General features: G+C 62.0%; 22 protein-coding genes. 7 read left to right on the forward strand and 15 right to left on the reverse strand.

The genetic code is table 11. The features are described 5' to 3' along the window. Positions 1-167 precede the first annotated feature (167 nt). The 3 genes from D0550_RS00890 to D0550_RS00900 all read right to left on the reverse strand — a co-directional run bounded on the left by D0550_RS00890 (position 168) and on the right by D0550_RS00900 (position 4,448). The gene (locus D0550_RS00890; protein ID WP_116807302.1) at positions 168-1,379 is read right to left on the reverse strand and encodes a winged helix-turn-helix domain-containing protein; all 1,212 of its coding nucleotides are present in this window, start codon (positions 1,377-1,379) and stop codon (positions 168-170) included. 84 nt (positions 1,380-1,463) lie between these two features. After that, entirely contained in the window at positions 1,464-2,570 is a 1,107-nt protein-coding gene (locus tag D0550_RS00895; RefSeq protein ID WP_116807303.1) for an MBL fold metallo-hydrolase, read from the reverse strand. A gap of 84 nt (positions 2,571-2,654) precedes the next feature. Further along, positions 2,655-4,448, reverse strand: coding sequence for an SLC13 family permease (locus tag D0550_RS00900; RefSeq protein ID WP_206606014.1), 1,794 nt, complete (start codon positions 4,446-4,448; stop codon positions 2,655-2,657). A 251-nt stretch (positions 4,449-4,699) separates the two neighbouring features. Between D0550_RS00900 and D0550_RS00905 the strand changes: the two genes are divergently transcribed. Beyond that, complete coding sequence (locus D0550_RS00905) at positions 4,700-4,969, forward strand: hypothetical protein (RefSeq protein WP_116807212.1); 270 nt, start codon at positions 4,700-4,702, stop codon at positions 4,967-4,969. Positions 4,970-4,973: 4 nt separating this feature from the next. Here the strand turns inward: D0550_RS00905 and D0550_RS00910 are convergent, their stop codons facing one another. From D0550_RS00910 to D0550_RS00920, 3 genes are all read right to left on the reverse strand, one after another. Then, positions 4,974-5,564, reverse strand: a complete 591-nt coding sequence (locus D0550_RS00910) for a DUF4136 domain-containing protein (RefSeq protein ID WP_116807304.1) — start codon at positions 5,562-5,564, stop codon at positions 4,974-4,976. Positions 5,565-5,692: 128 nt separating this feature from the next. After that, positions 5,693-6,235: a methylated-DNA--[protein]-cysteine S-methyltransferase gene (locus tag D0550_RS36285; RefSeq protein WP_275129206.1), complete on the reverse strand. Its 543-nt coding sequence runs from the start codon at positions 6,233-6,235 to the stop codon at positions 5,693-5,695. Between the two features lie 30 nt (positions 6,236-6,265). Further along, positions 6,266-6,763 (reverse strand): MgtC/SapB family protein, encoded by a 498-nt coding sequence (locus D0550_RS00920; RefSeq protein ID WP_116807213.1) that lies wholly within the window; start codon positions 6,761-6,763, stop codon positions 6,266-6,268. A 114-nt stretch (positions 6,764-6,877) separates the two neighbouring features. Between D0550_RS00920 and D0550_RS00925 the strand changes: the two genes are divergently transcribed. Further along, a complete protein-coding gene (locus D0550_RS00925) occupies positions 6,878-8,869 on the forward strand; it encodes a lytic transglycosylase domain-containing protein (protein ID WP_116807214.1) in 1,992 nt (663 codons plus the stop codon). A 15-nt stretch (positions 8,870-8,884) separates the two neighbouring features. Here D0550_RS00925 and D0550_RS00930 read toward each other — a convergent pair whose 3' ends face one another. Continuing rightward, the gene (locus D0550_RS00930) at positions 8,885-10,669 is read right to left on the reverse strand and encodes an AI-2E family transporter (RefSeq protein WP_161965571.1); all 1,785 of its coding nucleotides are present in this window, start codon (positions 10,667-10,669) and stop codon (positions 8,885-8,887) included. Positions 10,670-10,746: 77 nt separating this feature from the next. Continuing rightward, entirely contained in the window at positions 10,747-13,332 is a 2,586-nt protein-coding gene (locus tag D0550_RS00935; protein ID WP_161965572.1) for a putative bifunctional diguanylate cyclase/phosphodiesterase, read from the reverse strand. 280 nt (positions 13,333-13,612) lie between these two features. Here D0550_RS00935 and D0550_RS00940 point away from each other — a divergent pair, with 280 nt between their 5' ends. Further along, a complete protein-coding gene (locus D0550_RS00940) occupies positions 13,613-14,341 on the forward strand; it encodes a glutathione S-transferase (RefSeq protein WP_116807217.1) in 729 nt (242 codons plus the stop codon). A 1-nt stretch (position 14,342) separates the two neighbouring features. Here D0550_RS00940 and D0550_RS00945 read toward each other — a convergent pair whose 3' ends face one another. The 5 genes from D0550_RS00945 to D0550_RS00965 all read right to left on the reverse strand — a co-directional run bounded on the left by D0550_RS00945 (position 14,343) and on the right by D0550_RS00965 (position 19,272). Continuing rightward, complete coding sequence (locus tag D0550_RS00945) at positions 14,343-14,918, reverse strand: polysaccharide deacetylase family protein (protein WP_116807218.1); 576 nt, start codon at positions 14,916-14,918, stop codon at positions 14,343-14,345. A gap of 2 nt (positions 14,919-14,920) precedes the next feature. Next, positions 14,921-15,466, reverse strand: coding sequence for a YkoP family protein (locus D0550_RS00950; RefSeq protein ID WP_153066988.1), 546 nt, complete (start codon positions 15,464-15,466; stop codon positions 14,921-14,923). Positions 15,467-15,471: 5 nt separating this feature from the next. Further along, entirely contained in the window at positions 15,472-16,884 is a 1,413-nt protein-coding gene (locus D0550_RS00955) for an MGDG synthase family glycosyltransferase (RefSeq protein ID WP_116807220.1), read from the reverse strand. Positions 16,885-17,010: 126 nt separating this feature from the next. Next, a complete protein-coding gene (locus tag D0550_RS00960; RefSeq protein ID WP_170134661.1) occupies positions 17,011-17,610 on the reverse strand; it encodes an SAM-dependent methyltransferase in 600 nt (199 codons plus the stop codon). 570 nt (positions 17,611-18,180) lie between these two features. After that, positions 18,181-19,272 carry a DUF4236 domain-containing protein gene (locus D0550_RS00965; protein WP_116807307.1) on the reverse strand — a complete coding sequence of 364 codons (1,092 nt, stop codon included), beginning with the start codon at positions 19,270-19,272 and terminating at the stop codon, positions 18,181-18,183. Positions 19,273-19,604: 332 nt separating this feature from the next. Between D0550_RS00965 and D0550_RS00970 the strand changes: the two genes are divergently transcribed. Further along, on the forward strand, positions 19,605-19,889 hold the full coding sequence (locus D0550_RS00970; RefSeq protein WP_116807221.1) for a type II toxin-antitoxin system TacA family antitoxin: 285 nt from the start codon (positions 19,605-19,607) through the stop codon (positions 19,887-19,889). Continuing rightward, complete coding sequence (locus tag D0550_RS00975; RefSeq protein ID WP_206606016.1) at positions 19,890-20,414, forward strand: GNAT family N-acetyltransferase; 525 nt, start codon at positions 19,890-19,892, stop codon at positions 20,412-20,414. On the opposite strand, the gene D0550_RS00980 is transcribed toward D0550_RS00975, so the two are convergent. Further along, positions 20,403-22,157 (reverse strand): FUSC family protein, encoded by a 1,755-nt coding sequence (locus D0550_RS00980; protein ID WP_116807222.1) that lies wholly within the window; start codon positions 22,155-22,157, stop codon positions 20,403-20,405. The genes D0550_RS00975 and D0550_RS00980 overlap by 12 nt on opposite strands. A gap of 195 nt (positions 22,158-22,352) precedes the next feature. Then, positions 22,353-23,129: an SOS response-associated peptidase gene (locus D0550_RS00985; RefSeq protein WP_116807223.1), complete on the reverse strand. Its 777-nt coding sequence runs from the start codon at positions 23,127-23,129 to the stop codon at positions 22,353-22,355. A gap of 105 nt (positions 23,130-23,234) precedes the next feature. Here D0550_RS00985 and D0550_RS00990 point away from each other — a divergent pair, with 105 nt between their 5' ends. Both D0550_RS00990 and D0550_RS00995 read left to right on the forward strand, forming a co-directional pair. Next, positions 23,235-23,804, forward strand: a complete 570-nt coding sequence (locus D0550_RS00990) for a lipocalin family protein (RefSeq protein ID WP_116807224.1) — start codon at positions 23,235-23,237, stop codon at positions 23,802-23,804. Continuing rightward, positions 23,801-24,349 (forward strand): NADPH-dependent FMN reductase, encoded by a 549-nt coding sequence (locus D0550_RS00995; RefSeq protein ID WP_116807225.1) that lies wholly within the window; start codon positions 23,801-23,803, stop codon positions 24,347-24,349. Before D0550_RS00990 ends, D0550_RS00995 begins: the two co-directional genes overlap by 4 nt. Positions 24,350-24,430: the final 81 nt, after the last annotated feature.

The raw sequence follows: 24,430 nt of genomic DNA on the forward strand, positions 1-24,430 counted from the left end.
CAGTAGGCATGTTCTACAACGGGAACCGACCACCCCTTCCTGGCGTTTTTTCGACAGTGAGGAGTTTTGTTCGGAGCGGCAAATGAGCCTGTTGTTTTATCTGACGCTGTTCATCGTGATGTGCGTGTTCGGTTGGTCCGTGCGCGGCGCAGGCTGAACGCACCCGACTACAGTTTCTTGAGCGCTCGCATGAGCTCGCCTTTGCGGCTCGTGACGGTGTAATTCCCCAGCCCCAGCCACGCGGCCAATTCGCTCAACTGTTTCGCCAGCGGCTCGATCACACGATCCGGCGCGACTCCCGGCTCGACACTGCCGCCCTTCACTTGCAGCACACCGCTTTGACGCTCCGATTTCAGATCGACTCGTGCCACGACCCGATCGCCCAGGAGCAGCGGCAGCACGTAGTAACCATGCACGCGCTTGTGCATGGGTGTGTAGATCTCCAGCCGGAAATGAAAGTCGAACAGGCGCTCGGTGCGCTGACGCTCCCAGATCAATGAATCGAACGGCGACAACAGCGCCGCCACGTCAGCGACCTTGGAGGCGCGGGGAATCTTTGCTTCGTGATGCAAATAACCCTGCTGCTTCCATCCTTCCACACTGACCGGCACGAGCCTGCCCTCTTCCACCAGCTCACTCAGCCGCGTCGCCGCCTCTTTCGCTGGAAGCCGAAAGTAATCGCGCAGATCGCGCGCTGTCGCCACGCCCATGGCTCGGGCGCCAATCATCATCAGCTCACGCTGTGCGTGCTCTCGTGCAGGCACGGGCGTCTTGCGCACCGATTCAGGCAACACGCGCTCAGGCAAATCATACAGTCGCTCGAAATTTCGCCGCCGCGCAGTGGTCACGTCGCCGATCCAGAACAGCCACTCGAGGATTTCCTTGCCCTGACTCCAGCCCCACCAGCTGCCTTTGGATTTGCCGGCGTCCGTCAGCTCACTCGCACCCAGCGGGCCGCGCTCGCGGAGTTGCTCCAGAGCGGCATCGACGAGATCCCGATGACTGGTCGCATAGCGCTTGAGACGACCCCAGGTGCCGACGCCTTTGCGCGCATCATCCATGCGCCAGCGGAGCAACGGATACGCTTCGACCGGCAGCAGCGAGGCCTCGTGGCCCCAATATTCGAACAGCAAGCGCTCGTCGTAGGCCGCGCGTTCGAGCAGCGCGCTTTTATATGAACCGCGACGCGAGAAAACGGGCAGATAGTGCGAACGAACCAGAACGTTGACGGAGTCCATCTGCACGACACCCAAGCGTCGCACGATGTCTGCCAGCGCCTTGCCACTCCTCGGCGGCGCGCCCGCCTCGAGGAACTGCTGTGCCTCCAACGCCAGCCGTCGCGCTTCACCAATCGAGAGTGAATTCTTCGCAGCGCCCATGAAGCCACGCATCCCCGACCGTCAGGAAACGCGCAGTGTAGCCGCAAACCCTGACTGCTCCCGCCGCTTTTGGGCGAGGTGAGCTCACATGGCGTGCGATGTAGCAGTCACGGCTACGTTGGCCGGCTGCTGGGATTGTTTGGAACGCCACCACGCCTGAGCGGCCTGGTAATGATCCAGACGCACAGCCTCACCGATGCGAGGCATGGTGAGACGAACGCCCTGTTGCGCCGACAGTGACAGCATCTTCTCCATGGGCTCGTCCCACGCATGGAAGGCCAGGTCGAACGTGGCGTTATGAATCGGCAACAACCAGTCGCCGCGCAGATCCCGATGCGCCTGCATCACTTGTTCGGGAAGCATGTGTATCCCTTCCCATAACTGGTCGTACGCGCCCGCTTCCAGCAATGTGAGATCGAACGGCCCGTGACGACGGCCGATCTCGGCAAAGCCGTCGAAATAACCGGTGTCGCCGCTGAAGAAAATGCGATGCGTGCCGGTATAGATCGACCACGACGCCCACAAGGTCGGGTTCTGCGCAAACAGGCTGCGCCCGGAGAAATGTTGTGCCGGCGTCGCGGTGAACTGAATGCCCTCCACCTCGGCGGTCTGCCACCAGTCGAGCTGCTGGATCTTGTTGCCGGGAATGCCCCAGCCGATCAACAGATCGCCCACGCCGAGCGGCGTGAGAAACATCTTCGTCTTCGCCGCGAGCTGCACGACGCTGTCGCGATCCAGGTGATCGAAATGATCATGCGACAGCACCACCGCGGCCAGCGGGGGCAATTCTTCGAGCGTGATCGGCGTCGGGGTGAAGCGTTTCGGGCCGGCCCATTGCACCGGCGAGGCGCGCTCGGCGAATACCGGATCGGTGATCCAGAACTTGCCGTTCAACTTCATCAGTACGGTGGAATGACCGAGCCGCCAGATCGAGCCTTCGGCAGCCTGTTGCAGCTGATCGCCCGACAGCGGCGACACAGATAAGGCATCAGGCGGCACGGACCGGCTCGTATCCTTGAATAGGAACTGCCATCCCAATTTCAGCGACTTCCAACCGCCCGGCTGCTTGCGCGGCGCGGCGTTGTGAAATTGACCATCGCGAAACTGAGGCGATTGATGCACCGGCCGATGGCCACACGCTGCGCTCATAGCGACAACTCCCAATAACAACACCCAACCAAGAAGGCGCATGGGCATTATCTTGCCCTGGGAGACTTAGCTCAGAGTTAGGCGAAGCTGGCGGATTCTTGCCTATTCCCGCAGGTCCTCGCCGGATCAACCCAGCGGGTAGAAATGCGGCAGCACCCAGGTCAGCGCCAGCCACATGATCAAGGTCAGCGGCAGCCCCACGCGCAGGAAATCGCCGAACGAATAACCGCCGGCGCTGTAGACCAGCAGGTTGCAGTTATCCGCCATGGGCGTAGCGAAGCCCATGTTCACGCCGAACAGGACCGCCAGCACGAATGGCTCCGGCGCCAGGCCCAATTGCCTGGCCAGCTCGATCGCGATAGGTGTGCCGATAACAGCGGCCGCACTGTTGGAGATCACGCTGCTCATGATTGCCATGAACAACATCGTCCCGCTCAACACCGCCACTGGCGGCAGTGACTTCGCCAACACGGCGCCCACTTGCGCAATGAATGCAGCGCCGCCTGTCGTCACCAGCGCAAGACTCAAAGCCAGACTCGCTACCGTCAGCAAGATCATCGACGAGTCCAGCGCTCGCGTGGCGTGACGCCACTTCAAACATCCGGTCGTGACCATCACCAACACGCCGCAAATCGCAGCAATCGCGACCGGCGCGATGCGCATGGATGCGATCAAGACGATGCCAGCCATGATGCCGAGCGCCAGCGGCGCCTTCGCGGTCAGCGGCACATTGCTGGTCGCATCGAGCACCAGCATTTCACTGCGCCTCTTGAGCGCTTCGATCTGCTCCGCCGGTCCCTGCACCAGCAATACGTCGCCCACGCCCAGGCGCACGTCTCGCAGCGGCGTCGACTGACTCAATGGCTGCTCCTCGCCAGGTCGGTGAACCGCGAGTGGAATCAGCTGGTAATGCCAATCGAAGTTGGCCTGATCCAGCGTGCGATCCCGCAGCGGCGATGCGGGCGTCAACACCAGCTCGGCAGTCTGCTGATCCGGAGCTGTGAGCGGATGCTCCGCGTCGACCCGAACGTTGCCGGAAAACAGTGTCGCCCCCAAAACGCGCGCATACTCCATCAACTGTTCCGATGTATCGCGCACGACCAGCTGATCGCCGGCCCGCAAGACCACGTCCGGCAGCGGCGTAATCACTAACTCCTCCGAGCGACGCACCGACGCCACGGACATCTCTCCCTGCGTCAGCTTCTTCGCATCCGCGAGCGTCTTACCGACGACCGGGCTCGTCTCCGTGATATGCAGCTGCGCGTCGAAGATCCGGGGCGACGTATTTCCGAGCGGCGGTTGCTTCGCGGGCAGCAATCTCGGTGCGACCAGCCACAGGAACAGCAGCCCGGGAATCGCCGCGAGCGACGCCGGCGCGATGAAATCGAACATATGGAACCGCTCGACCCCAAGGCTCGCCGCGCTGCCGATCACCAGCAGGTTCAGCGACGTGCCGATCGGCGTCCCCATGCCACCGATCTGCGATGCGAAGGTCATGGGCATGAGCAGCTTCGACGGCGACATGCTCGAGCGCATGGCCACGGCCGTGAGGATGGGGATCATCAACACTACTTGGGGGGTGTTGTTCATGAACGCGCTGATGACCGCCGTCACGATGATCACGACGCCCATCGCCAGCAGCGGACTGAACTGCCACACCCGATGCACGATGCGCCCGATCGGCGCGAGCGCGCCCGTCGCGACCAGCCCCTGGCTGGCCATCACCAGCGCACAGATCGAAATCAAAGCCTCGTTGCCGAAGCCCGCAAAAAAGCGGATGGGATCGAGCTCACCCTCCGGCCCCCGATAGGGAAACAGACTGAAGCCGATGGCCAGTATCGCCACGACCAGCAGGCTGGAGGTCTCGATGGGAATGGAATTGCGCGAGAAAAGGTAGAGCGCGCCCAGCGTCAGGAGCATGACAGCGATCGCGTGGGGGTCGGGCAGAGGGATCGGTGTCATCGGCGCCAAATGAACGACTTTACATCATGGTTCCATTTCGGTCACAACCGGTGCCGGGGGGCGGGTTAGAATGCGTCGCGGTCGGGCTGAATTAAGGTAAGTCGCCACGTTTCCTAACGTTTGCGACTCGCGTGTGTGAACTGCGTAGCAGGTTCACACACGCGGCTCTGGCAGCATCCATGGGTCGAAGTCGAACGAGGGCCGAACACATGAACCCGATCGCGGAGATCTCCATCGATCTCACGGCCCAGGAGTTGATGGATCCCTCGACCATCGCCCCCCATGAGATCGAGGTCGATGACATCTGCGAATTCGACCCGCTGCTCAAGCCCCTGCCGGCGGCCAACAACGACGGAGCGGTGCTCTCCCCCGCCGACCCGATGCCGGATCCGGCGCTCGACGACGACACGATCGAAGTCGAGATCGAGCTGAACGCCGAGCAGATGGACGCGATGCTGAGCGGGTTGCCGATCCGCTGATCGTTTACATGTTCGGGCGGCCGGGGTACTGACGCATCAGCTCGGTCACCACACCGTTGATGGCGACTTTGGGATTCTGCAGCTCGTCCTCGCTGACGCGACCTTCGGCCACACCTTCCCAGACCAGCTGCTTCTTCTCGGCATCGACGATGTCGATGTTCAGCGTGCCGACCTTGTACGTGACCGTGCGGTCTTCGTCATACAGCGGCCAGGCGCTGTACAGCCCGTAACGATAGCCGTAATAGCCATAGCCCAACGACGCGGTCGGCCCCGGGCGCAGCTCGGTGCGCTCACGGGTGTTCATGAAAAAGTTCACCAGCAAGTCCGGATGATCCTCGCTGTATTTGTAACCGCGCGCTTCCATCTGGGAGGACATGGAGCTCTTCAGATAGCTGGTGACCAGCGTCGAATAGCCGCCACGATCGGTGCCGGTTTCTTTCGGAAATCCATAGGTGCGATAGACGCTGAAGTCCGCCGCCTTGTCATAGTCGATCCGGGTCTTGGGGCCGCTGGTGGTGGCGCAGCCGGCCGCAAACAGGGCCGCGGTCAGCGCGAACGCAGCCGCCACCCTGGTGAAATAGGGTTTGCAGGACATGATGTAGTACCTCGTACGCATCAGCTTACTTGATTAGTCGAATCGTCCCGGTTCGAGTTCCGACGCAACGTGTTACCAAATGTTCATCCCTGGCCCCTATATGGCGGCTGAACCGGCGCTCACAACCCCTACAACGGCAGTGAGCCCTGACCGCGTTCCAGGTCCAGCAGAATGCGCTTGCGCCACAGTCCGCCGCCGTAGCCACCCTCGCCGCCATCGGCATTAATGACACGATGGCAGGGAATCACGATGGCAATGGGATTCGCGCCATTCGCATAGCCGACCGCCCGCGTCGCCAGCGCATCGCCAATGCGCACGGCGAGCTGCAAATATGACCAGGTCTCGCCATAAGGAATCTCGCACAGCGCCGCCCAAACGCGCTCCTGAAACGGCGTGCCGGAACCACGCAACGGCACCGTGAAAACCCGTCGCTGATTCGCGAAATATTCCGCCAGCTGCAGCCTCAGGTCGTTCAGCAACTCATTGCTGCCCGGCTGCAGCGTCGCCGCGTGCTGCTCCCGCAGGGTCTGCAATCGCTGCTGCAGCCGATCGGGATCGCAGAACGACAAGCCACACAGCGCCTGGTCGGTGGCACGAGCAATCAGCGGGCCGACCGGCGATTCGTACCAGTCGATGTAACGGAGCGGCTCGGAGCTGACGACGTCGTTCACGGGCGCGCACGTTACACGAGCGGCCGCGACTCAACTAGAGACATCTTTATCGTGCTTGGTCTCCATCCACGCTTCCAGCTTTCCCAATACGATCAGCACGATGAGCGCGAACACGCTGCCAATGAAAGCGATGAAGTAGTAACCGGCGCCGCACGCCAGGCCGAGTGCACCCGCCAGCCACATGTTGGCGCCAGTGGTCAGGCCATGCACGCCGCCGCGACCTCGGATGATGGCGCCCGCGGCCAAAAACGCGACGCCGGCGGTCACCGCATCGATGATACGAACCGGATCGGCCGTCTTCATGCCCTGCCCGCTGGCAAACTGCATGTGTATTTCGAAAGCGATCAAAGTGAACAACGCCGAGGCCAGCGCAATCAAAATATGCGTGCGCAGACCGGCCGGCTTGTTGCGCAGCTCGCGATTCAGCCCGACCACGGTGCCGGCCAGGACCGCAAACAGCACGCGCAGCGCCGTCTCGAGCGAGGGTAAGACCGTGTGGTGCCCGCCCAGTGTGACAAACAGGTCCATGGCCAGGAACGTCGCACCCGGACGTAGGGTTCCTCTGATGCACTGTGCTCAGTCGCTCGCTAGCAGCAGCCGCCGTAATGGTCAGCTGCGGCATTTACCATTAATCTGACGACCATGAATCGATGTCGACCCCTGAAATCGTCGCTGCTCGCTCTGACTGTGCTGTCGCTGACTGGCGGCATGGCGCACGCTGCCAAGGACCCATTCAAGAACACACGGGAAGTTTTCAAAGAAGCGTATACGCAGGCGAGTACGCAGCAGGCCGATGAAAAGAAGGATAGCGAGGCGCTGCGCAGTTACCCGCTGTATCCGTACTTGCAGGCGGCGCGCATCAAGCGCGCCCTGACGCAGCAGACGACCAACGAGCTCGGCCCGGTCGATCAGAGCGCCGAAACATTCGTTTCCTACTATGAACGCGAGCCCGTCGGACGCGACGTGCGCGGCGCATGGTTGTCGAGCCTTGCGGTCCGGCAGCAATGGCAACCCTTTCTGCAACATTACAAGGATGCGTCGGCCAGCGATTCGTTGCGCTGTCAAAGCTTTACGGCCCGCATTGCGCTCGGACAAACCCAGGACCTGTCGCTCGACATCGCCCGCCAGTGGCTCACGCCGGTCAGCTTGCCGGATTGCGAGCAAGCGTTCGCCTGGATGCGCGCTCAGAATGCGTTGACGCCCGCGCTGATCGAGCAACGTGTGCGCCGTGCCCTCGAAAACAACAATCCGAGCTTCGCCAAGCAGATTGCCACCGGCTTGCCGGCGGATCGCGCCGCGCCGCTGCTGCGCTGGGCGGCGCTGCTGGAGAATCCGCAAAAGCAGATCGATGCCCTGATCGCATCGCCCGCGCTGGAAATCGATCCGAAAGCACAGCTCGCGGGCTGGTCCCGATACGCGCGTATCGATCGCGACGGCGCGATGCGCCGCTACGAGAATTTCGTCCGCGCTCGCAAGCTCACCGCGGAGACTGCGAGCCCCTACGCGTTGGCGCTGGCGCTCGGCTTGTCCTGGGACCGCCGCTCGGAGGCGCTCGACTATTTCAAACGAGTACAGCCGAAGGACTTCGATGACGTGGCTCGCGAGTGGCACGCACGCGCCGCGCTGTGGGCTGGCGATTGGAAACTCGTCAGCAACATCATTGCCGCGATGCCGGATCAGCAGCGCGCGCTGGCGCGCTGGCGTTATTGGGCGGCACGCGCCAGCGAAAAGAATGGCGATTCCCAGTTGGCCCGTCAGCTGTATGAGTCCGTGCTGGTCGACGACAATTTCTATTCCATCATGGCGGGTGCGCGACTCGATCGCCCGGTCGCACCCCATCTAGAGAAGCTGCCGCTGGATCAAGCGCAAGTCGAGCGCATGGAGCAGCTGCCGCCGATGGTGCGCGCGCGGGAGCTGGTATTGAGCGACCTGCGCAATCAGGCGAACAGCGAGTGGTCCTTTGGCTTCGAGCAATTGATGGAGTCGGCGCGCTCCCAAGCCATTCATCTCGCTGCACGCTGGGGCTGGTATGACCAGGCCATCGCCACCGCAAGTCAGCAGCGAGTGTTCAACGATTACGAACTGTTGTATCCGCAGCCGTACGATACAGAAGTGTTGTCGGCGGCGAAGCTCACCGGTCTGTCGCCGCAGCTCATCTATAGCGTGATGCGCCAGGAAAGCTTGTATCGCCGGGATGCGCAGTCATCGGCCGGCGCGCGCGGACTGCTACAGATGTTGCCTGAGACCGCACGGCGCACCGCCAGCAAATGGAACAAGCCGCGTCCGTCTGTCGATGATTTGTTCAATCCAGTGATCAACGTGCCGCTCGGCGCAGCCAATTTACGGGGACTGGTGGATCGCTTCGGTGGCCAGACGATCGTCGCATTGGCCGGCTATAACGCCGGCCCGAACGCCGCGGCGCGCTGGATGCCTTCGGAAGCGCTCGACCCGGACATCTGGGTCGAAAACATTCCGTACAACGAGACCCGCAACTACGTGCAGCGCATCCTCTGGCACAACGTGGTGTTCTCGTGGCTCAAGACCGGCGAGCCGCAGAAAGTGGATAGCTGGCTGGTGCGGATTGCCCCCTTGAGCAATTCGGCCATGCTCGGGCTCGCCGAAGAGGGCACGTGAGCGCCCGCTGATCGATCAGGCGTGTGCCGACAGCTGCGGGAGCTTATCCACCGGCTCTGAATTCGCCGGCTCGGCCTTCGCTGCCAGCAAGCGGTCGATCGTGAGCACTGCTTCCTTGGCTCCCACAACCAGACTGTCCGCACCCGCTTCACGGAAACGCTCGATGGAACGCGGCGCTTCGTCTTGCTGAAGCTGCGGGCGCATGACGACGATCCGCGTATCGGGCGACTCGCTGCGAATGCGGCGGCAATAGTTGCGCAGCTCTGATCCACGCGTCGACGCAGCGGCGGCGATGCAAATCATCGCAGGCGCCTGCCGAATCGCAGCACGCAGCGATTCCTCCGCGGTCATTTCAGGCGCCATCAACGCGATGCGCCCACGCCCATAGGCGATACGTAACATTTCGAGAATCAGATCGTCCGCCGGCGCTCTCACCGTCAATCCGATGATGTTTGTCTGAGGCATCAGTCCGTCCACACTGGGCATCTGATGCAGCGTCTCGGCAATGACATCCAGCACGAACTCGGCATCATCCTCGCTGATCTCGTGCTGCTCGCGATGATTCATGACCAGCGTCACCGCGGGAATGAGCACGTCATCGACGACTGCGATGGCTCCCTGTTCGTGCAGCTTACGATTGACCAGCACACTGGCCTCATCCTCGTCACGCGCCAGCAACCGTTGATAGAAGCGGACGTGCGGCTGCAACGCCGGCTCGTCGGCAAAGATGATGGCGAGAAAGCGGAGCGAGCGCACGTGCCGCCCCAACACAGCGACACACACAGTCAGCGGCGTTGCGAGCAGCAAGCCGACCGGTCCCCACACCCAGATCCAGAACAATGCCGAAATCAACAACGCGAACGATGAGACCCCGGTGCGATAACCGAACACCACCGGCTCGACGAAATACGCAGTGATCAAATCCAGCACCAGGTACAGCGACAGCGTCTCCACGGTCTCGGACCAGCCGGGAAAAGTCGCGAACGCGAGCGATGCCGGCATCAATGCCGATAACACAGTGCCGACGTAGGGCACGAAACGCAGCAGCGCCGTGATGCCGCCCCACAACGCCGCATACGGCACGCCGATCCAATACAACCCCAAGCCCACCAGCACGCCGAACGTGAGATTGATCAGCGTCTGCCACACCAGGAACTGACTGACTCGATAGGCCGCCTCGTTCATCAGCCGTGTGGTCATGGTCACACTGCCGGCACCGATCAAGCGGATGAAACGGTCCCGCAGATCTTCGCGTTGCCCGAGCAGAAATGCGACCAGCACGATCACGATGAATGCGCTGGCAACCGGCTCGAAGATGCCGCCGAACGACTCGCGCAGTCGTTGGGTTGGCGGCAGCTTCGGCGGCACGACCCGCACCGGCTGCGCGTTGCGTTGATCCGGATCGTCGTAGAACTGATCGGCGACGCGATCCAGTGTGCGCGTGAACTGCTGGATGGCAGCGTCATTCCCCATACGCAACTGACTGACCTTGCGACGCATGGACGTGGTGTACTGGCTGATCTCGCTCGACAGCTGAGCGAACTGGTCATACACGACGTAGCCCATGCCGCCCACTGCGCTCAGCGCCAACACCATCGTGAGCGCCACTCCTGCAAAGCGCGGCAGATGCATGCGATCGAACTGACGAACCAGCGGCGTGAGCACGAAGGCGAGCACGACGCCCAGCGCCATCGGCAACAGCACTTGTTTGCCCGTGTATAAAATGACAACGACCAGCACGAGCGTGAGCAAGGTGACCCACGAACCATTCAAGCGTGCGGGTAGCGGATTCTGCGGCACGTCGATTCAGCCCCGGCGCCTGGGACGCTTATTGGAAGATGACGTGGTAGAAACTCCGCGCTGGACGCGCCGGTTCCTCACTTCTCGTCGGCAGGGGGCCTGGCGGAACGAGCGCCGCGCACAGTGGATGCTCGCAAAGTGCGTAGCCGGGTCGTGTTCGACTCGGCTGCCTGAACCTGCGCGGGCGCGCCGATCATCAACTGTTCCAGATGCGCGCGGGCCTGATCGATGTATACGGGCACGGTTGCGGCATTGATCGGTCGCGAAACCAGGTAGCCCTGGATCTGCACGCCGCGATCGTTCAACAGCACGCCCAGCTGCGCCGGCCGCTCGACACCCTCGGCGGTCACCTGCAGGCCGAGGCTGTGGCACAGACCGATGATGGAACGAACGATGGCTGGCGAGCGACCGCCGCTGTCGATCGTGGTCACCAGGCTACGATCGATCTTCACGCGCGTCAGCGGCAACCGTTCCAGCGACGTGAGCGAGGAATAGCCGGTGCCGAAGTCATCCAGCGCAATGCTGATGCCGAGCTCCCGCAGACGTTTCAACGTCGCGATGGTGTTCGCGCCCGTCTGCAGCACATTTTCGGTCAGCTCGATCTCCAGGCACTGCGCCGGCAATTGATACTGCTTCAACAAAGACTGCAGGCGGCTGACGAAGCTCGCGCTCATCAGCTGCTGCGAAGAAATATTCACCGCGACGCGCGCCTTCGGCCACGGTCCGTTGTGCCACACCGCCGCCGTTTGAATGGCGGTACGCAGCGCCCAATCGCTGATATCGGCGATCAAGCCGGTCTGCTCGGCGACAGCGAAGAAATCCGCTGGCGATACCACGTTGCCGTCCGGCTGGCGCCAGCGTAGCAGCGCCTCGACCGTGTGCGTCTCCATCGTCTCGAAGCACACTTCGGGCTGATAGAGCAGCTCGAACTCACCCTGCTCCACCGCCCGGCGCAACGACTGCTCCACCTTGAAGCGCGATGCCGCGGCCTCGAGCAGCTGCGGCGCATACAGACTCCAGCAATTGCGACCCGACTCCTTGGCGCCGAACAACGCCGAATCGGCCGCTCGTAACAAAGCATGAGAGTCGGACGCGTGATCCGGAAAGACACACGCGCCGACGCTGACGCTGATCCTTAGCTCGCGGCCGTGCACGCTCAGCGAGCGCTGGAATTCCTCCAGCACCGAGCGACTCAGCCTCTCGACATCCCCTAGCTGATTTACTTCTTCACAAACAACCGTGAATTCATCGCCACCCAGGCGAGCACTGAACGAGCGCGAGAACAGACTGTTCATGCGCAGCCGCTCACTCACCGCCTGCAGCACTCGATCGCCGAAGGCGTGCCCCATGCTGTCGTTGATGGTTTTGAAGTTATCCAGATCGATGAACAAAAGCGCGAGACGACCGTTGCGCAACCGCGTCCGGTCGATAGCCTCATCGAGGTGCGCCAGCAGATGCCGGCGGTTCGGCAGATCGGTCAGCGGATCGTGATGCGCGAGATGATTCAGCTCGCGGGTGCGCTCATCGACCCGCGCTTCGAGCTCCAGCTGATGCACACGAACGGCGTTCTGCGCCTGCTGGAGCTGCTCGGCCATTTCGTTGAACGCTTCAGCCAATGTGTCGAGCTCGCGCACGCCACCCCGGACAACGCGAGTTCTTACCGCGCCGCCCGCCAAGCGGCGCGTCGCTTCGGTCAAGCGACGGACCGGCGCTGTTACGCCCGTGACAGTGGCGATGGCAATGCCGATCAATAGCAGCATCGCGAGGCCGCTCGCCCAACCGAGCTGTCGATCGGCGCGATCCGAAGCTTGTACCGCCAGTCGGTCGGCATCTGCCAGCGCGCGCCGCGCCGGCGCGACGAGCTTCGTGACCACCATGCCGGAAATCTCGGCGGCGTGATCGCGAAACATCACCGACTGCTCGTTGAATGTGTCGATGCTCTCGAATGCGGCCCGTCGACCGGCCACCACACTGTTGAAGTTTGCCTTCACCTGCTCGAGCCAGGCCTGGCCGTGCAGCGTCGCCAGTTCGGCAGAGTGCTGTTGCAGCCGGTTACGAAACGCATTCTCGCTTGCGATGATGAGCTGCGCCGAACGCGGCGACGACATGCTGGCGGCGGCACTGACTTGTTCACGAACGCCCGAGAGCGTGCGTGACAGATCCATCAGCTTCTCGCTAGCGAACACCGCACCCGCAAAACGCACCGCCTTCGCCTGCGGCGCGTTGAGGCTCGTCTCCAATGTATCGAAGCGCGACCAGTAGTCCCGCATCCGCGAGCGGCGCGCCACACTGCTACGCAGAAGATCGTCACCTGCTTTGAGAAAGCTGTTGAGCTGCTCCGCGAACGCGGGAGCAGGACGATCCATCTCGGCAAAACGCGAGGCCGCTTCTCGATATTCGTCGGCGGCTTCGGTCATGCGCTGGGCTGCGGCTTTGACCGGTTGTTGTGCGATAGCGCTGGTCTCGCTTTGATCGATCACCGCGCGCTCATAGATTGAAACTGCGGCGGCGAGGGATTCCGTCGCACGCACCAGCGGCTCGTGCTGCACCAGCAGCTCACGAACCTTTTCCCGTGCTTCGCGGGCGCTCTGCTGCGTAGAAATGTTGGCGACAATGACAGTGAAGCCGACCGCCGCGAAACCGATTGCCACACGCAAGGCCATACCCGGCCGCCAGCGGCGCGGGCCTTCCGTGACCGGGCGCGACGTTGCTTCGACAGAGTCGATCCCGTCGGTTCGGCTTTCCGGAAGCTCCATCCAGTGTCACTGCGGGTGAGGTGAGAGCCTGCAATGTGCCACCGGCTCCGGCCCGGGTCTCTAGGAACTCGATTGGATTGAGCAGCAAGTCTCGCTTTGTCGCCGGTTCTAAACTCAGTCTGGGGATGGGATTTAACTTATGAGCGATTGCTGTGGAACGATCGCTCGCCGCAAAGCCTTAATCACCATGGTGTATGAGCTCTATTACTGGCCCGGCATCCAGGGCCGCGGCGAGTTTGTCCGACTGGCGCTGGAAGAAGGCGCTGCGAAGTACATCGACATCGCCCTGAAACCCGAGAATCGCGGCGGCGGCGTGCCCGCCCTGATCAAATTCCTGGAAGGCCCGCGCGTGCCGCATCCGCCTTTTGCACCGCCCTTCCTCAAGGTGGGCAAACAGCTCATTGGCCAGACTTCGAACATCCTGCTGTATCTCGGCGGGCAGCTAAAGCTCGCGCCGCGCGATGAAGCGGGCAAGCTTTGGGTGCAGCAATTACAGCTGACCGTCGCCGACCTCGTCGTGGAAGCGCACGATGCGCACCATCCGATCGCTGCGGGTCTCTATTACAAGGACCAGAAGGCGGCCGCCAAACGCCGCGCCGAGGACTTCCGCGACAATCGCATGCCGGAGTTCTTCAACTATTTCGAGAAGGTACTGACACGCAATCGAACCGCCGGTCCGTGGCTGGTGGGCGGACGCGTCACATATGCGGACCTGTCGCTCGCGCAAGTGGTGGCAGGAATTCGTTACGCATTTCCGAAGGCGTCTGCGAAGGCGCTCCGCAAACGTCCGCGGCTGATGAAACTTCACGATGCTGTGTTCGAGCGTCCGCGCATCAAACGCTACGCCGAATCAGGTCGCCGCCTGGCGTTCAACAACGACGACTTGTTCCGCCACTACCCGGAACTGGATGGCTGAGCTACGCCGGCAGCAATGCCGGGCGCAGGCCCCGATCCGACAGCTTGCGCAGGAACAGCGGCAGGATTTGTAACAGCTGATCCGGTCGATTGTGCCTGTTCTGGCCATCGTGCATCAGCACGATGTCGCCGCCCTTCACCGCATCCAGTCGCTTCTCGATGCCATCGGCCGAGCCCAGCGGCCCCCAATCGACGGCGCTGACGTTCCAGAGCACGACTTGCTCGCCACAACGATGCGCCTCATCGCTCATGCAAGCGCGTTCGCGTCCATGCGGCGGCCGATAAAACCGGGGCTCCGCGCCGAGCACATCGCTGATTGCATTTGCACCATCACGCACCTGCGCCCGCGCGGTTCGTTGCGACATGAACCAGGGATGTCGATGACTGAACGTGTGATTGCCGATCGTGTGCCCCGCGTCGTGAACTCGGCGCATCAGCTCGGGTGAGCGCTGCGCCTGTTGTCCGATCGCGAAGAATGTTGCCTGCACGCTCGCCTGCTCGAGCGCATCGAGCACACGCGGCGTCCACTCGGGATCCGGCCCGTCGTCGAACGTGAGATAGACACGATTGGCGCACATCACTAGCCGACCTTCAATTTACCCAAATTTCGCGCCAATGCTGCGCGCGTCAGCCAGTACAGGCGTGGCTCCGCTTGCTCTCGATTCCGTATCTGCGACGCCGGTGCGAACACCCACATCAGCACCTTGAAATGCGCCGACAGCAATCGCGTCCTCCAGGTCTTGGGCATGGGCGTGCTGACGAACCCCACGACCTCGCCATGCGCCGGAATCCAGGTCGTGCCCTGAAAAACTCGCACATCGGCGAATGCAGGATCGTTATGGGCGGCATCCGCCAGCTTGCGCAGCGATTCGCGCATCAGCCTGGCAAAGCGAAATCCGACTCGATGCATCGATCCTTCGCCGAGCGCCGCAATGCTTGCGTTGTTGAAGTGCAAGCGACCGATCACGTCGTTGTCACGCAGCAGCGTGCCGTCGTCGAACTTCAACTCGGGTCCGCGATAGTGCGCTCGACCGACGAACAGCACCGGCCCGAGCGTTTTCAGTTTGTGGCGCCGGTAGTACCAGGCGTCGATCGAGCCAAGCACGCCCTGTGCGAGCCGATGCATCACTTTCATCGTGTTTGTTGGGCCATTGCCCGGTTGACGGAAGCAAGATCGAGCGCGAGATGCGCCACCTTCGCCGCCCCTTCGCGCTGGCCGAGCAGCCATGCGCGGCGCTGCATATTCTGCAATGCATCCCGATCACGCAGCAGCGCATCGACGCGCTCCAACAGTTCACCGTCGGCGACCAGGCCGCCGACTTCGTGGCGCGTGAGGAAGTCGACGTTGAAGCCTTCCTGACCGCCAAGCGAGCGCGTCGCCAGCAGCGGCCGCCCACACGCCAGCGCCTCGGCCACGGTAATTCCGCCCGGCTTGCCGACGACCACATCGCACGCGCGCAGATAGATGTCCATGCGATCGGTCCAATCGCACACTTTCAAACGCTGTGGATGCTGGACCGCAAGCCGATCCAGCGCCGCTCGCGCTTTATTGTTCGTGCCCGGCATGACGATGACGTGAGTCGATGCCGGACGCCGCAACAGGGACATCGCCGCCGCGTCCACGCTCAGCCCCAACCCGCCCCCCAGGACCAGTACAACTTGAGCCTCTTCGGGCAGACCCAACGCGCGCCGTGCTTCCGTTTGTGACAACGGGAACGCGAAATCCGGCATCAGCGGCACGCCAGTGACGACCGCTCGCGATGTGGTCGACGCGCCATCCCCTTCGAGGATGGAAGGATGCGCCACACAGTAGCGATCGACCCCTCGCTGTTTCCAGAAATCGTGCACACCAAAATCGGTCAGTACTCCGATCATGGACGCCTGCACTTTGCCGCGTTGCTTCAAATAGGAAGTCATGGCGGCCGGAATCATCTGCGTGCTGATGATCACATCGGGTGCGAACTTGCGGATGGCCGGATCGAGGCGGCGAATCAGCCGCAGATAGGTAAATTTCCATAGCGCGAGGCGCGCACGCACGCCATTCCCTGCAAGACTGTCACCGTCATAGGGCATCGACGCGCATAGCAGGGAATACAGCAGCTTGTCCGACCCGTATCGACCTCCGCGCGGGAAGCTCTGCCCTTCCTTCGAGGCAACCGAAGCGATCAGCTGAAGCACTTCTAGCACTGCACGGGGCGGACCGGAACGGCTTTCCAGCACCTGGCGCCACGTCCCGGCTTCCAGGTGATATAGACGCTCGTACAGATCGGAATGGTTTTGCACGAGGTCGAGATACGTGGCGTGAATGGCGCGCGCCGCGCCTGCGTTCATCAACGACCAGAAATCGACAGTGGCGACCTCGGCCTGATCCTGCAATGCCGCCGAGACAGCCTGAGCTGCACGGACATGCCCCAGCCCCAGACCCGACGTGAGCAGCAGCACTCGAAGCGGCGGCCCGTCGTGCAATATCGGCTCATCGTTGTCAGAAAATACGAATGCTTCGCGAGCGGGCTGCAATCCTGAGGTGGGAAGGTCGACGCGCATGCCGTGTTCCGATGTCCGGCGCCGCCGGGCGCGTAATGAACATTACTCCGTTGAATGCCCCATGATCGAGTTCGGTTCCGGTCGGGGAACCATGACTTCGTTCATCTGCAATCACTGCAGTCGTGATCACTGTTTCGCAGCCGGCCGTTCAGCCAGCGGCGGCATCGTCCACACATAGATTCCGTCGGAACCGAGCTTGATCGAACGATCCGGCGGCCACTCCTTGCCCATGTCGAAATCGTGCGAGACCACCCGCGCACCGGCCGGCAGCTCGGCGAACAATTTTGGTTTGAGACGGCGGTTGAGCTCGGGCAGCAGATACAACATCACCACCGTCGCTTCGCGCAAATCGGTCTCGAACATGTCGCCGACTCGGAATGTGACCAGCTGCTCGACGCCCGCAGCTTTGGCATTCGCCCGTGCTTCTTTGATCCGGGCAGGATCCAGATCGACCCCCACGCCGCGCGTGCCGAACTGCTTGGCGGCGGCGATGACCATGCGGCCGTCGCCGCAACCGAGGTCGTAGACTATGTCGATCGGACGGATCTTGGCCTCGTAGAGCATCCGGTCGACCACTTCATGCGGCGTGGCGACGTACCAGACGTCGAGCTTGCGTTTGGGCTTGGTCGGCTCGACTTCGGAACCGACGGCGAGCTGGCACAGCGCCAGCAGTATTAGCCCCAATAGCGCGCGTGCACGGTGCGACGTCTGGTTTGGTGTGCGCAAGCAACCTCCGCTAACGTTGATCGTGGAACGATCAATCCAACGCCCGAGCCATCTTCCGCCGCAGATGCGCGAAGTCAAGCCTCGGTTATCAAGAAGTTATCCACCGCTTTTGTGGATATCTGGGCGGCCTCGCGCCTGGCTGCTAGAATTACGCGCTTCGACGATATGGGCCTGTAGCACAACGGTTAGTGCAGGGGACTCATCGATAAAGGTGCCTTCGTGGCGAAAGCCACGAAGTGGACGGGATGAATTCAGGGAACCCTTCCGCCCGACCCTCGCGGGGACGGCGTGGCAACCCTGAGCCAAGCCGGCGGTACACCGCCGGAAGGTGCAGAGACTACCTGAGGGCGGGATCGAGCCCGGAGCTGCGGCTCCGTGAACGATCTCGAGTGCCCTTGATAACAGGCTGGAGCGTCCCGCACCCCACCGCTCGCTTCGATCATTCGAAAAGCGCGGGTGAAGAGATAGTCCACTCCCTTTGGAAACATCGGGACCACAGTGAATCCCTTGGTTGCAGGTTCGAATCCTGCCGGGCCCACCATTTTCGTTCTCGCGGTCAGCGGCAACCCCTCAAGCTCGACCTTTGCTCCGCGCGCGATTGACGCGATCGAGCTCTTTCAGCGCACCGACGATGCGTTCCGCTACACCCAGCCTGGATACTTGAATCACCTCATTGAGCCCGCTGTCACTCTCCAAGGTAATCCTGCCGTACAGCGCGATCGGCAATTCTCTGTTGTCCTTGAAACGCCGGTCGGGACCGCCGCTCTTGTTCACGTATCTCCATGTGCGGTCTACAACTTTCGCATCCCGCGGCACCCCCTCTTCCTCAATGAATCGAGAATCGATGTTGTTGACGCTCAATTTTGAATAACTGACCGCACCCACGCCCTCAGGCTCGAAGATGAGCAAGACATCGGGAAAGAAATAGAGCGTCTGCTTACCAACCGGTACGAATGGTACATCGATGTTTGTCTTCACGAAGGGCGGACTGCGCTTACCAACGGTGATCGCCGTTCTGTTGACCAGACGCGATGCACCCGCATGATACTTCCGATCGTGCACCTGCCCCTGCGCCGATATGTGCCAACGGCGCCCGCTGGATTCGAGCGCATCGAAGGCGGCGTGCAGCTGCTCGAAGCTCCGCTCCGCGCCAGGCTCGAAGTCATACATCAAAACGGTCGTCTTTCTGACCCGATCAAAGAGCATCGCACCGAGCGTTGCGACAACTGCGAATACGGCGAAGCCAATGGTCACAAGCGCAGAAATGTTCGGCCAACGGTGAACAATTCCGGCGTACCCGCCAACGCCTAGAGCGAACACCCACGGCCATAGACGGAGCCTGCGACTCTTGGCATGCATCTCCGCAACGAGTTCAGCCGAATCAGTATCGACGATCGTCGACGCCTCAGCGCTATCGATCTCATGCATCACGACTTCGGCAGCAGATGCAGAAGTCGTGAGCTTCGTCGGCACGGCCGTGCTTTGTCTTCCTGGAACAGTCGCGCGGTAGTAAAGCCCTGCACGTCCGACGTGAATGTAATTGCCACGTGGGCTTGTACCAACGCGGAAACCGGGCACACCCACCGAGACACCCACGCCACCCTTTGACAGGTTGAAACGGAACGGTCCGACGGAGACCGATTTTCTAAAGTACAGTCCCACCGCCTGCTCCTTGCCACTGCGCTGACCCAAGGGAGGATAGTGCGAGCGGCCGCCACGGCCCCTCTACTCCGTCACACAAGGCGTACCCACTGCACCGCGCCCGCACCGCAAATCGCGCAAACCGCGAAGAGTCCAGCTCGACCGGCGCAGAGAACAAGTGCCTCGCGATCGAAGCCGGCCGCGACGGAGGCAACCGAGAACACACGGCTATTCCGGCGGCGATCAGCGGCACCAAGTCGCTGTTCTGACGACCAATCAGAAAACTCTGTATTGACATCGTCAATACACTGTACGTAATGTACTTGTCATTACACAATCATTGGACACCGCGCATGAGTAACGAATCAGCAGCGCGCAAAGACGACCTGATTCAGATCAGGGCCTCTGCCGCCACCAAGGCCATCCTGAACCGCGCAGCGGCCATGCGCGGGCAAAAGCTATCCGAGTTCATGCTCGATAGCGCCCGCGCACGAGCCGAGGAGACCATCCTAGACCAGCGCCTGTTTGCGCTGGATGATGAGAACTACAAGGCATTTCTTGCGATGCTCGACGCCCCGTCCAAACCGGACAAGGCACTGCGAGCGAGAATGAAGCGCAAGCCGGCCTGGGAACGCTGAGTGCCCAAGCTCCCGGCGATAGGTGTACAGCCACCCGAGCGTCTTGGCGCGCACCACGACCTCACACACTTCAAGAGCGGCAAGCATGAATCGCTGGATTTCTGGCTGCGCACCCGAGCGCTGGCGAGCGAAGGCCTGTCAGCGCGCACATATGTCATCTGTTCTAGCGAGCCTCATGACCGCGTAGTCGGCTACTACGCCATATCCACCGCAATGGCGCATCGTTCCGGACTGCCTACAGCAAAACTCCGCCGCGGCATGCCCGACGAGGTGCCATTGCTGCTCCTCGGAAGATTGGCAATCGATGCCGGGTTTCAAAAGCGCGGACTGGGCACCGACTTACTGATCGATGCGCTGCGCCGCTGCCTCATTGCCGCCGACACAGCCGGCGCGAGCGCTGTAATTACCCACGCGATTGACAACGACGCACTGGCATTCTATGAACGGCATGGATTCATCCCCTGCCCGCTCGGCGAGCGAACGCTGGTGATGCCGATGGAGACAATCCGGGCACTAGTCGGATAACTCACTCGACGGCGCGCGCCTCAGCAAACATTCGCGGACATCTACCAGCTCCGGCTCCAACACGTGAGGCAGGACGGGCAACGGTGCCAATGCACCGTCATACAAGATCGCTGCGACAAACTCATCAATCACACGACGCACGTGCGCAGCGCCATCGTTGACGAACATCGACGCCGCCGTTTCTCGAGCAGCATCAGCGCCGAGTTGCTCGAGCGCCCAGCAAGTTGAGAGCGTGCGATAGGCGAGGCGCTCGACGGCGGCGATTGCTGGCCATAGCTCCTCAGCGGCGAAGCGCTGGCCGCGTGATGCGGCCAAGCTGTCCTCATAAGCATGCGTGAGCGCGAAGCTGGCGAGTTGGAGTTCGCGGCGACACTTGCGGGCTTCTGGTGTGGTGACTTCGCCGTGAGCGAGGTGATCGGTGGTGTCTGCGACGGCTCGCAAGGCCCGGGCCAGTTGCTCCGGGATGTGACGCGTGGTGGCACGAGGCGGGATCAGCCGAAATACAACGAGAGCAAGCACGCAGCCAACTAACGTATCGATGCCACGCGCCCATAAATAGCTGCCCGCATCCTCCACGGGATGGCCGCCAGCGGCAATCGTGAGTGCCACGCCCGTGATGAATACGGCCGCGAGCGCATAGTTGCGGATCACGAGCATCTCGATCGTGAACTGTAGCGCCATGACAGTTAGCGCCAGCCACACACCTTGCGGATGAAGAATGAGAATGGCGCCGGCGAGCAGCAATCCCACCCACGTGCCGAGCAGTCGCTCGGTACTGCGCTGGAGCGTGCGCAGCCAATCGAATCCTTGATGCAGCATCAGCACGGTCGCCGCGACCGCCCAATACGCGCGCTCGAAATGGAAGATCGCCGTAAGCGCGCCGGCGAGCGCAGCGGCAACTCCGACACGCACGATGACTCGCATCGGATTGGAGCCAGGCTGCAACGCTTCGAGCATGGCGGCACCGGAGCTCGGATGTCCGAGTGGGGTCGTGTTGCCGCTGAGCGAAGGAAGACTCTGCGGATCACGGGCCTGTTCGATGAGTTTGTGCAGATCTTCGACCAGCTGCGGCCGTGGTGTTTGATGACGACTCGCGTCACTCATCGCTTCAGCAAAGCGCAGATGCAACTCTCGATTCAGCGCGCGGAATCGGGCGACTGGGCCGTCGGCAGGCACTTGCGAGGGTTGATCGTTCACCAAGGTCGTCCATGCCCGATGCAGTGCGAACGCCGCGCGGTAGCGAGCGGCGCTTTCCTCGGCTGTGCCGATCGATTTGATATATCCGATCACCGCCCTGCCCGCGGAGGTCACTGCGCTGCGCTCTGGCCCGCGATAGGAAATCAACGCGCCGGCCATGTGAACCGCCCACGCAAATGTGCCACCGCCGAGCACCAACACTGCTGCACCAACCGGCCCGATGTGTGCGGCTGGCATCGCTGTGCCCGCCGCACACGCAAGCGTGAACATGTACGCACCCGGCGGGCCAATCTGCAGCGCGTTGCTCAGCCACGTCGCGATCATCGCCAGCGCTGCGACTGCGACGACCACAGCCCAACTGATTGGCGCAACCCAAATTCCAACGCCCACACTGAGCGCGAACGCCGACACGATTACCGCGAGCTGTAATGCGCGACTGAAATAAGGACGACCGCTGCCATACAGCGCGGTGAATCCGCCGATCGAAGCCATCAGCCCCGCCGACGTATCCCCCGCCAGCCACCCCGTCAGAATTGGCGCTCCCATGCACACCGCCGCCCGCAACGAAAACCACGCCCGCCCCGCAGGTGCCGGCCGCAGTTCGAACAGGCCCCGAAGAATGTGCTTGGCGGGAGACGGCGGCCGTGAAGGCAAATCACGCATGCAGGCGAGTATGAACGCCTCCGACCGTACCGTGAATGTCGCGATTGTCGGGCTCGCCGCACGGCGAGCGACGCTCACCTAACCAAACAAATCCGACTGCCCGCCCTCTTCGCCCCGCGGCTTGATCAAGTCCGGGCCGTCGTTGCGGTTGCTGTTGACCCGGTTGCTGACGGGGTAAGCGAACATCAAGCCGGAAGGAAATTGTTTGAGCGTGGCGAATGCTTCGGCAGGAGTGCCGGTGAGCCAGGCTTCGTGATCTTCCTGGGCGAGGATCGCGGGCATGCGGCGCTCTTCGGGGGCGAGCAGCACGCGCTTGCCGGCGGTCTTTTTGGAATTGTGAATATCCGCCAGCAGCTCGTTCGCGGGCATGGTGATGACGGTGCAGGACTCGATCACTTCGCCAGATTCTGTGACGGTGCGATCCCACAGGCCGGCGAGGAAGAACGGATCCTGATCGACGACGGTGATGTAGTAAGGCACGGCGACCTGCCAGTCTGGCGGTTGCGCCTGCCACTCATAGAAACCGGACAGCGCCACCAGGCATCGCTGCCCTCGCTGCCACGCATCTCGAAAAGACGAATTGGTCCGCAGCGTCTCGATGCGCGCGTTGATCGTGTTGCCCATGGGTTTGCCGCGGGCCCAGTGCGGGATCAATCCCCAGCGCAGATGCGTGCCTTCCCGCTGCCCATCCAATTCGCGCACCACCCGCACGACCGGCACAGGATCGGTCGGCGACACGTTGTAGCGGATGCCGAACAGACCTTGCGAGCGAAAGCGCGACGACCAGCTGCGACGCTGGATTTCCACCGCACGTTCGATCGCGGCTTCTTCGGGAGAGACATAGCGACCACACATGCACGCATCCTAGCGTCGCGACGGCTTGGCCGTTAGCACTTTTCTGCAGCGTCGCACTGGCACCGAATGGCCACACTGCGCCGTTCGATACTAAGATGGCGGATCATGAAGAGAATTGTCTACGTGCTGGTTCAGTGCGCGCTGCTGGGCAGCTTCCTGTCGCTGGCCGCGTGCCAGACGACGCCGGCGAAGCCGCCGCTGCGGCCGGTGGCGAAAGTGGATCTGCCACGCTTCATGGGCAATTGGTATGTCATCGCGCACATCCCGACCTTCCGCGAGAAAGGTGCGTACAACGCCGTCGAGTCGTATCGGCTGCGATCCGACGGCACCATCATGACGACGTTCACGTTCAATCAGGATGCGCCAGACGGGCCGCGCAAGACATACCAACCCAGGGGCTTCGTGCGTGACCCTGGTAGCAACGCCGAGTGGGGCATGCGATTCATCTGGCCGATGGAGACCAACTACGTCATCGTCCATCTCGATCAGCAGTATCAACAAACCATCATCGCCCGCGAGCAACGGGACTATGTATGGATCATGGCGCGCACGCCGCACATTCCGCCTGCGGAGTTCGACGCGCTGTCCGAGAGAGTACGCGCGATGGGCTACGACATGACCCTCCTGCGACGCGTGCCACAAACAGACTCAACCTTGACCGGGAGCTTTCCATGATCAACGTCGGCTACATCGTCGGCAGCCTGCGCAAAGGCGCGTACACCCGCATGCTCTCGCGTGCGCTCCCCGACATCGCGCCGTCGTCGTTCAAGCTCACCGAGATCGGCATCGGCGAACTGCCGCTGTACAACCAGGATTTGGAAACGGACACGCCGCCGCCCGCGTGGACCACGTTTCGCAATCAAGTGAAGAGCAGCGACGCCCTCCTATTCATTACGCCCGAATACAACCGCGGCATGCCCGCTGCCGTGAAGAATGCCATCGATGTCGGCTCGCGCCCGCCGAAGCAAGGCGTCTGGCGCGGCAAACCTGCTGCGGTGATATCGCTGACTCCCGGCAGGCTCGGCGCGATGGCCGCGCATCAGCAGCTGCGCTTGTCGCTGTCCGTCAGCGGCGTCCCCGTCATGCCCGCGCCGGAAATCTACCTGGGCGAGGCGGCCAAGCTGTTCGACAGCAACGGCAAGCTCGTGAGCGAAGACACGATCAAGCTGCTCACCTCCATGCTCAGCGACTTCGAGACCTGGATCGGTCGCTTCAAGTAGCGGCGTCGATCAGGGCAGATCGCGAGCCATTGTCGATGAGAATGATTCGCGTTAGGCTTGGTTCCCTCCTGGCACCAAGCG

Source organism: Steroidobacter cummioxidans, from assembly GCF_003104955.1.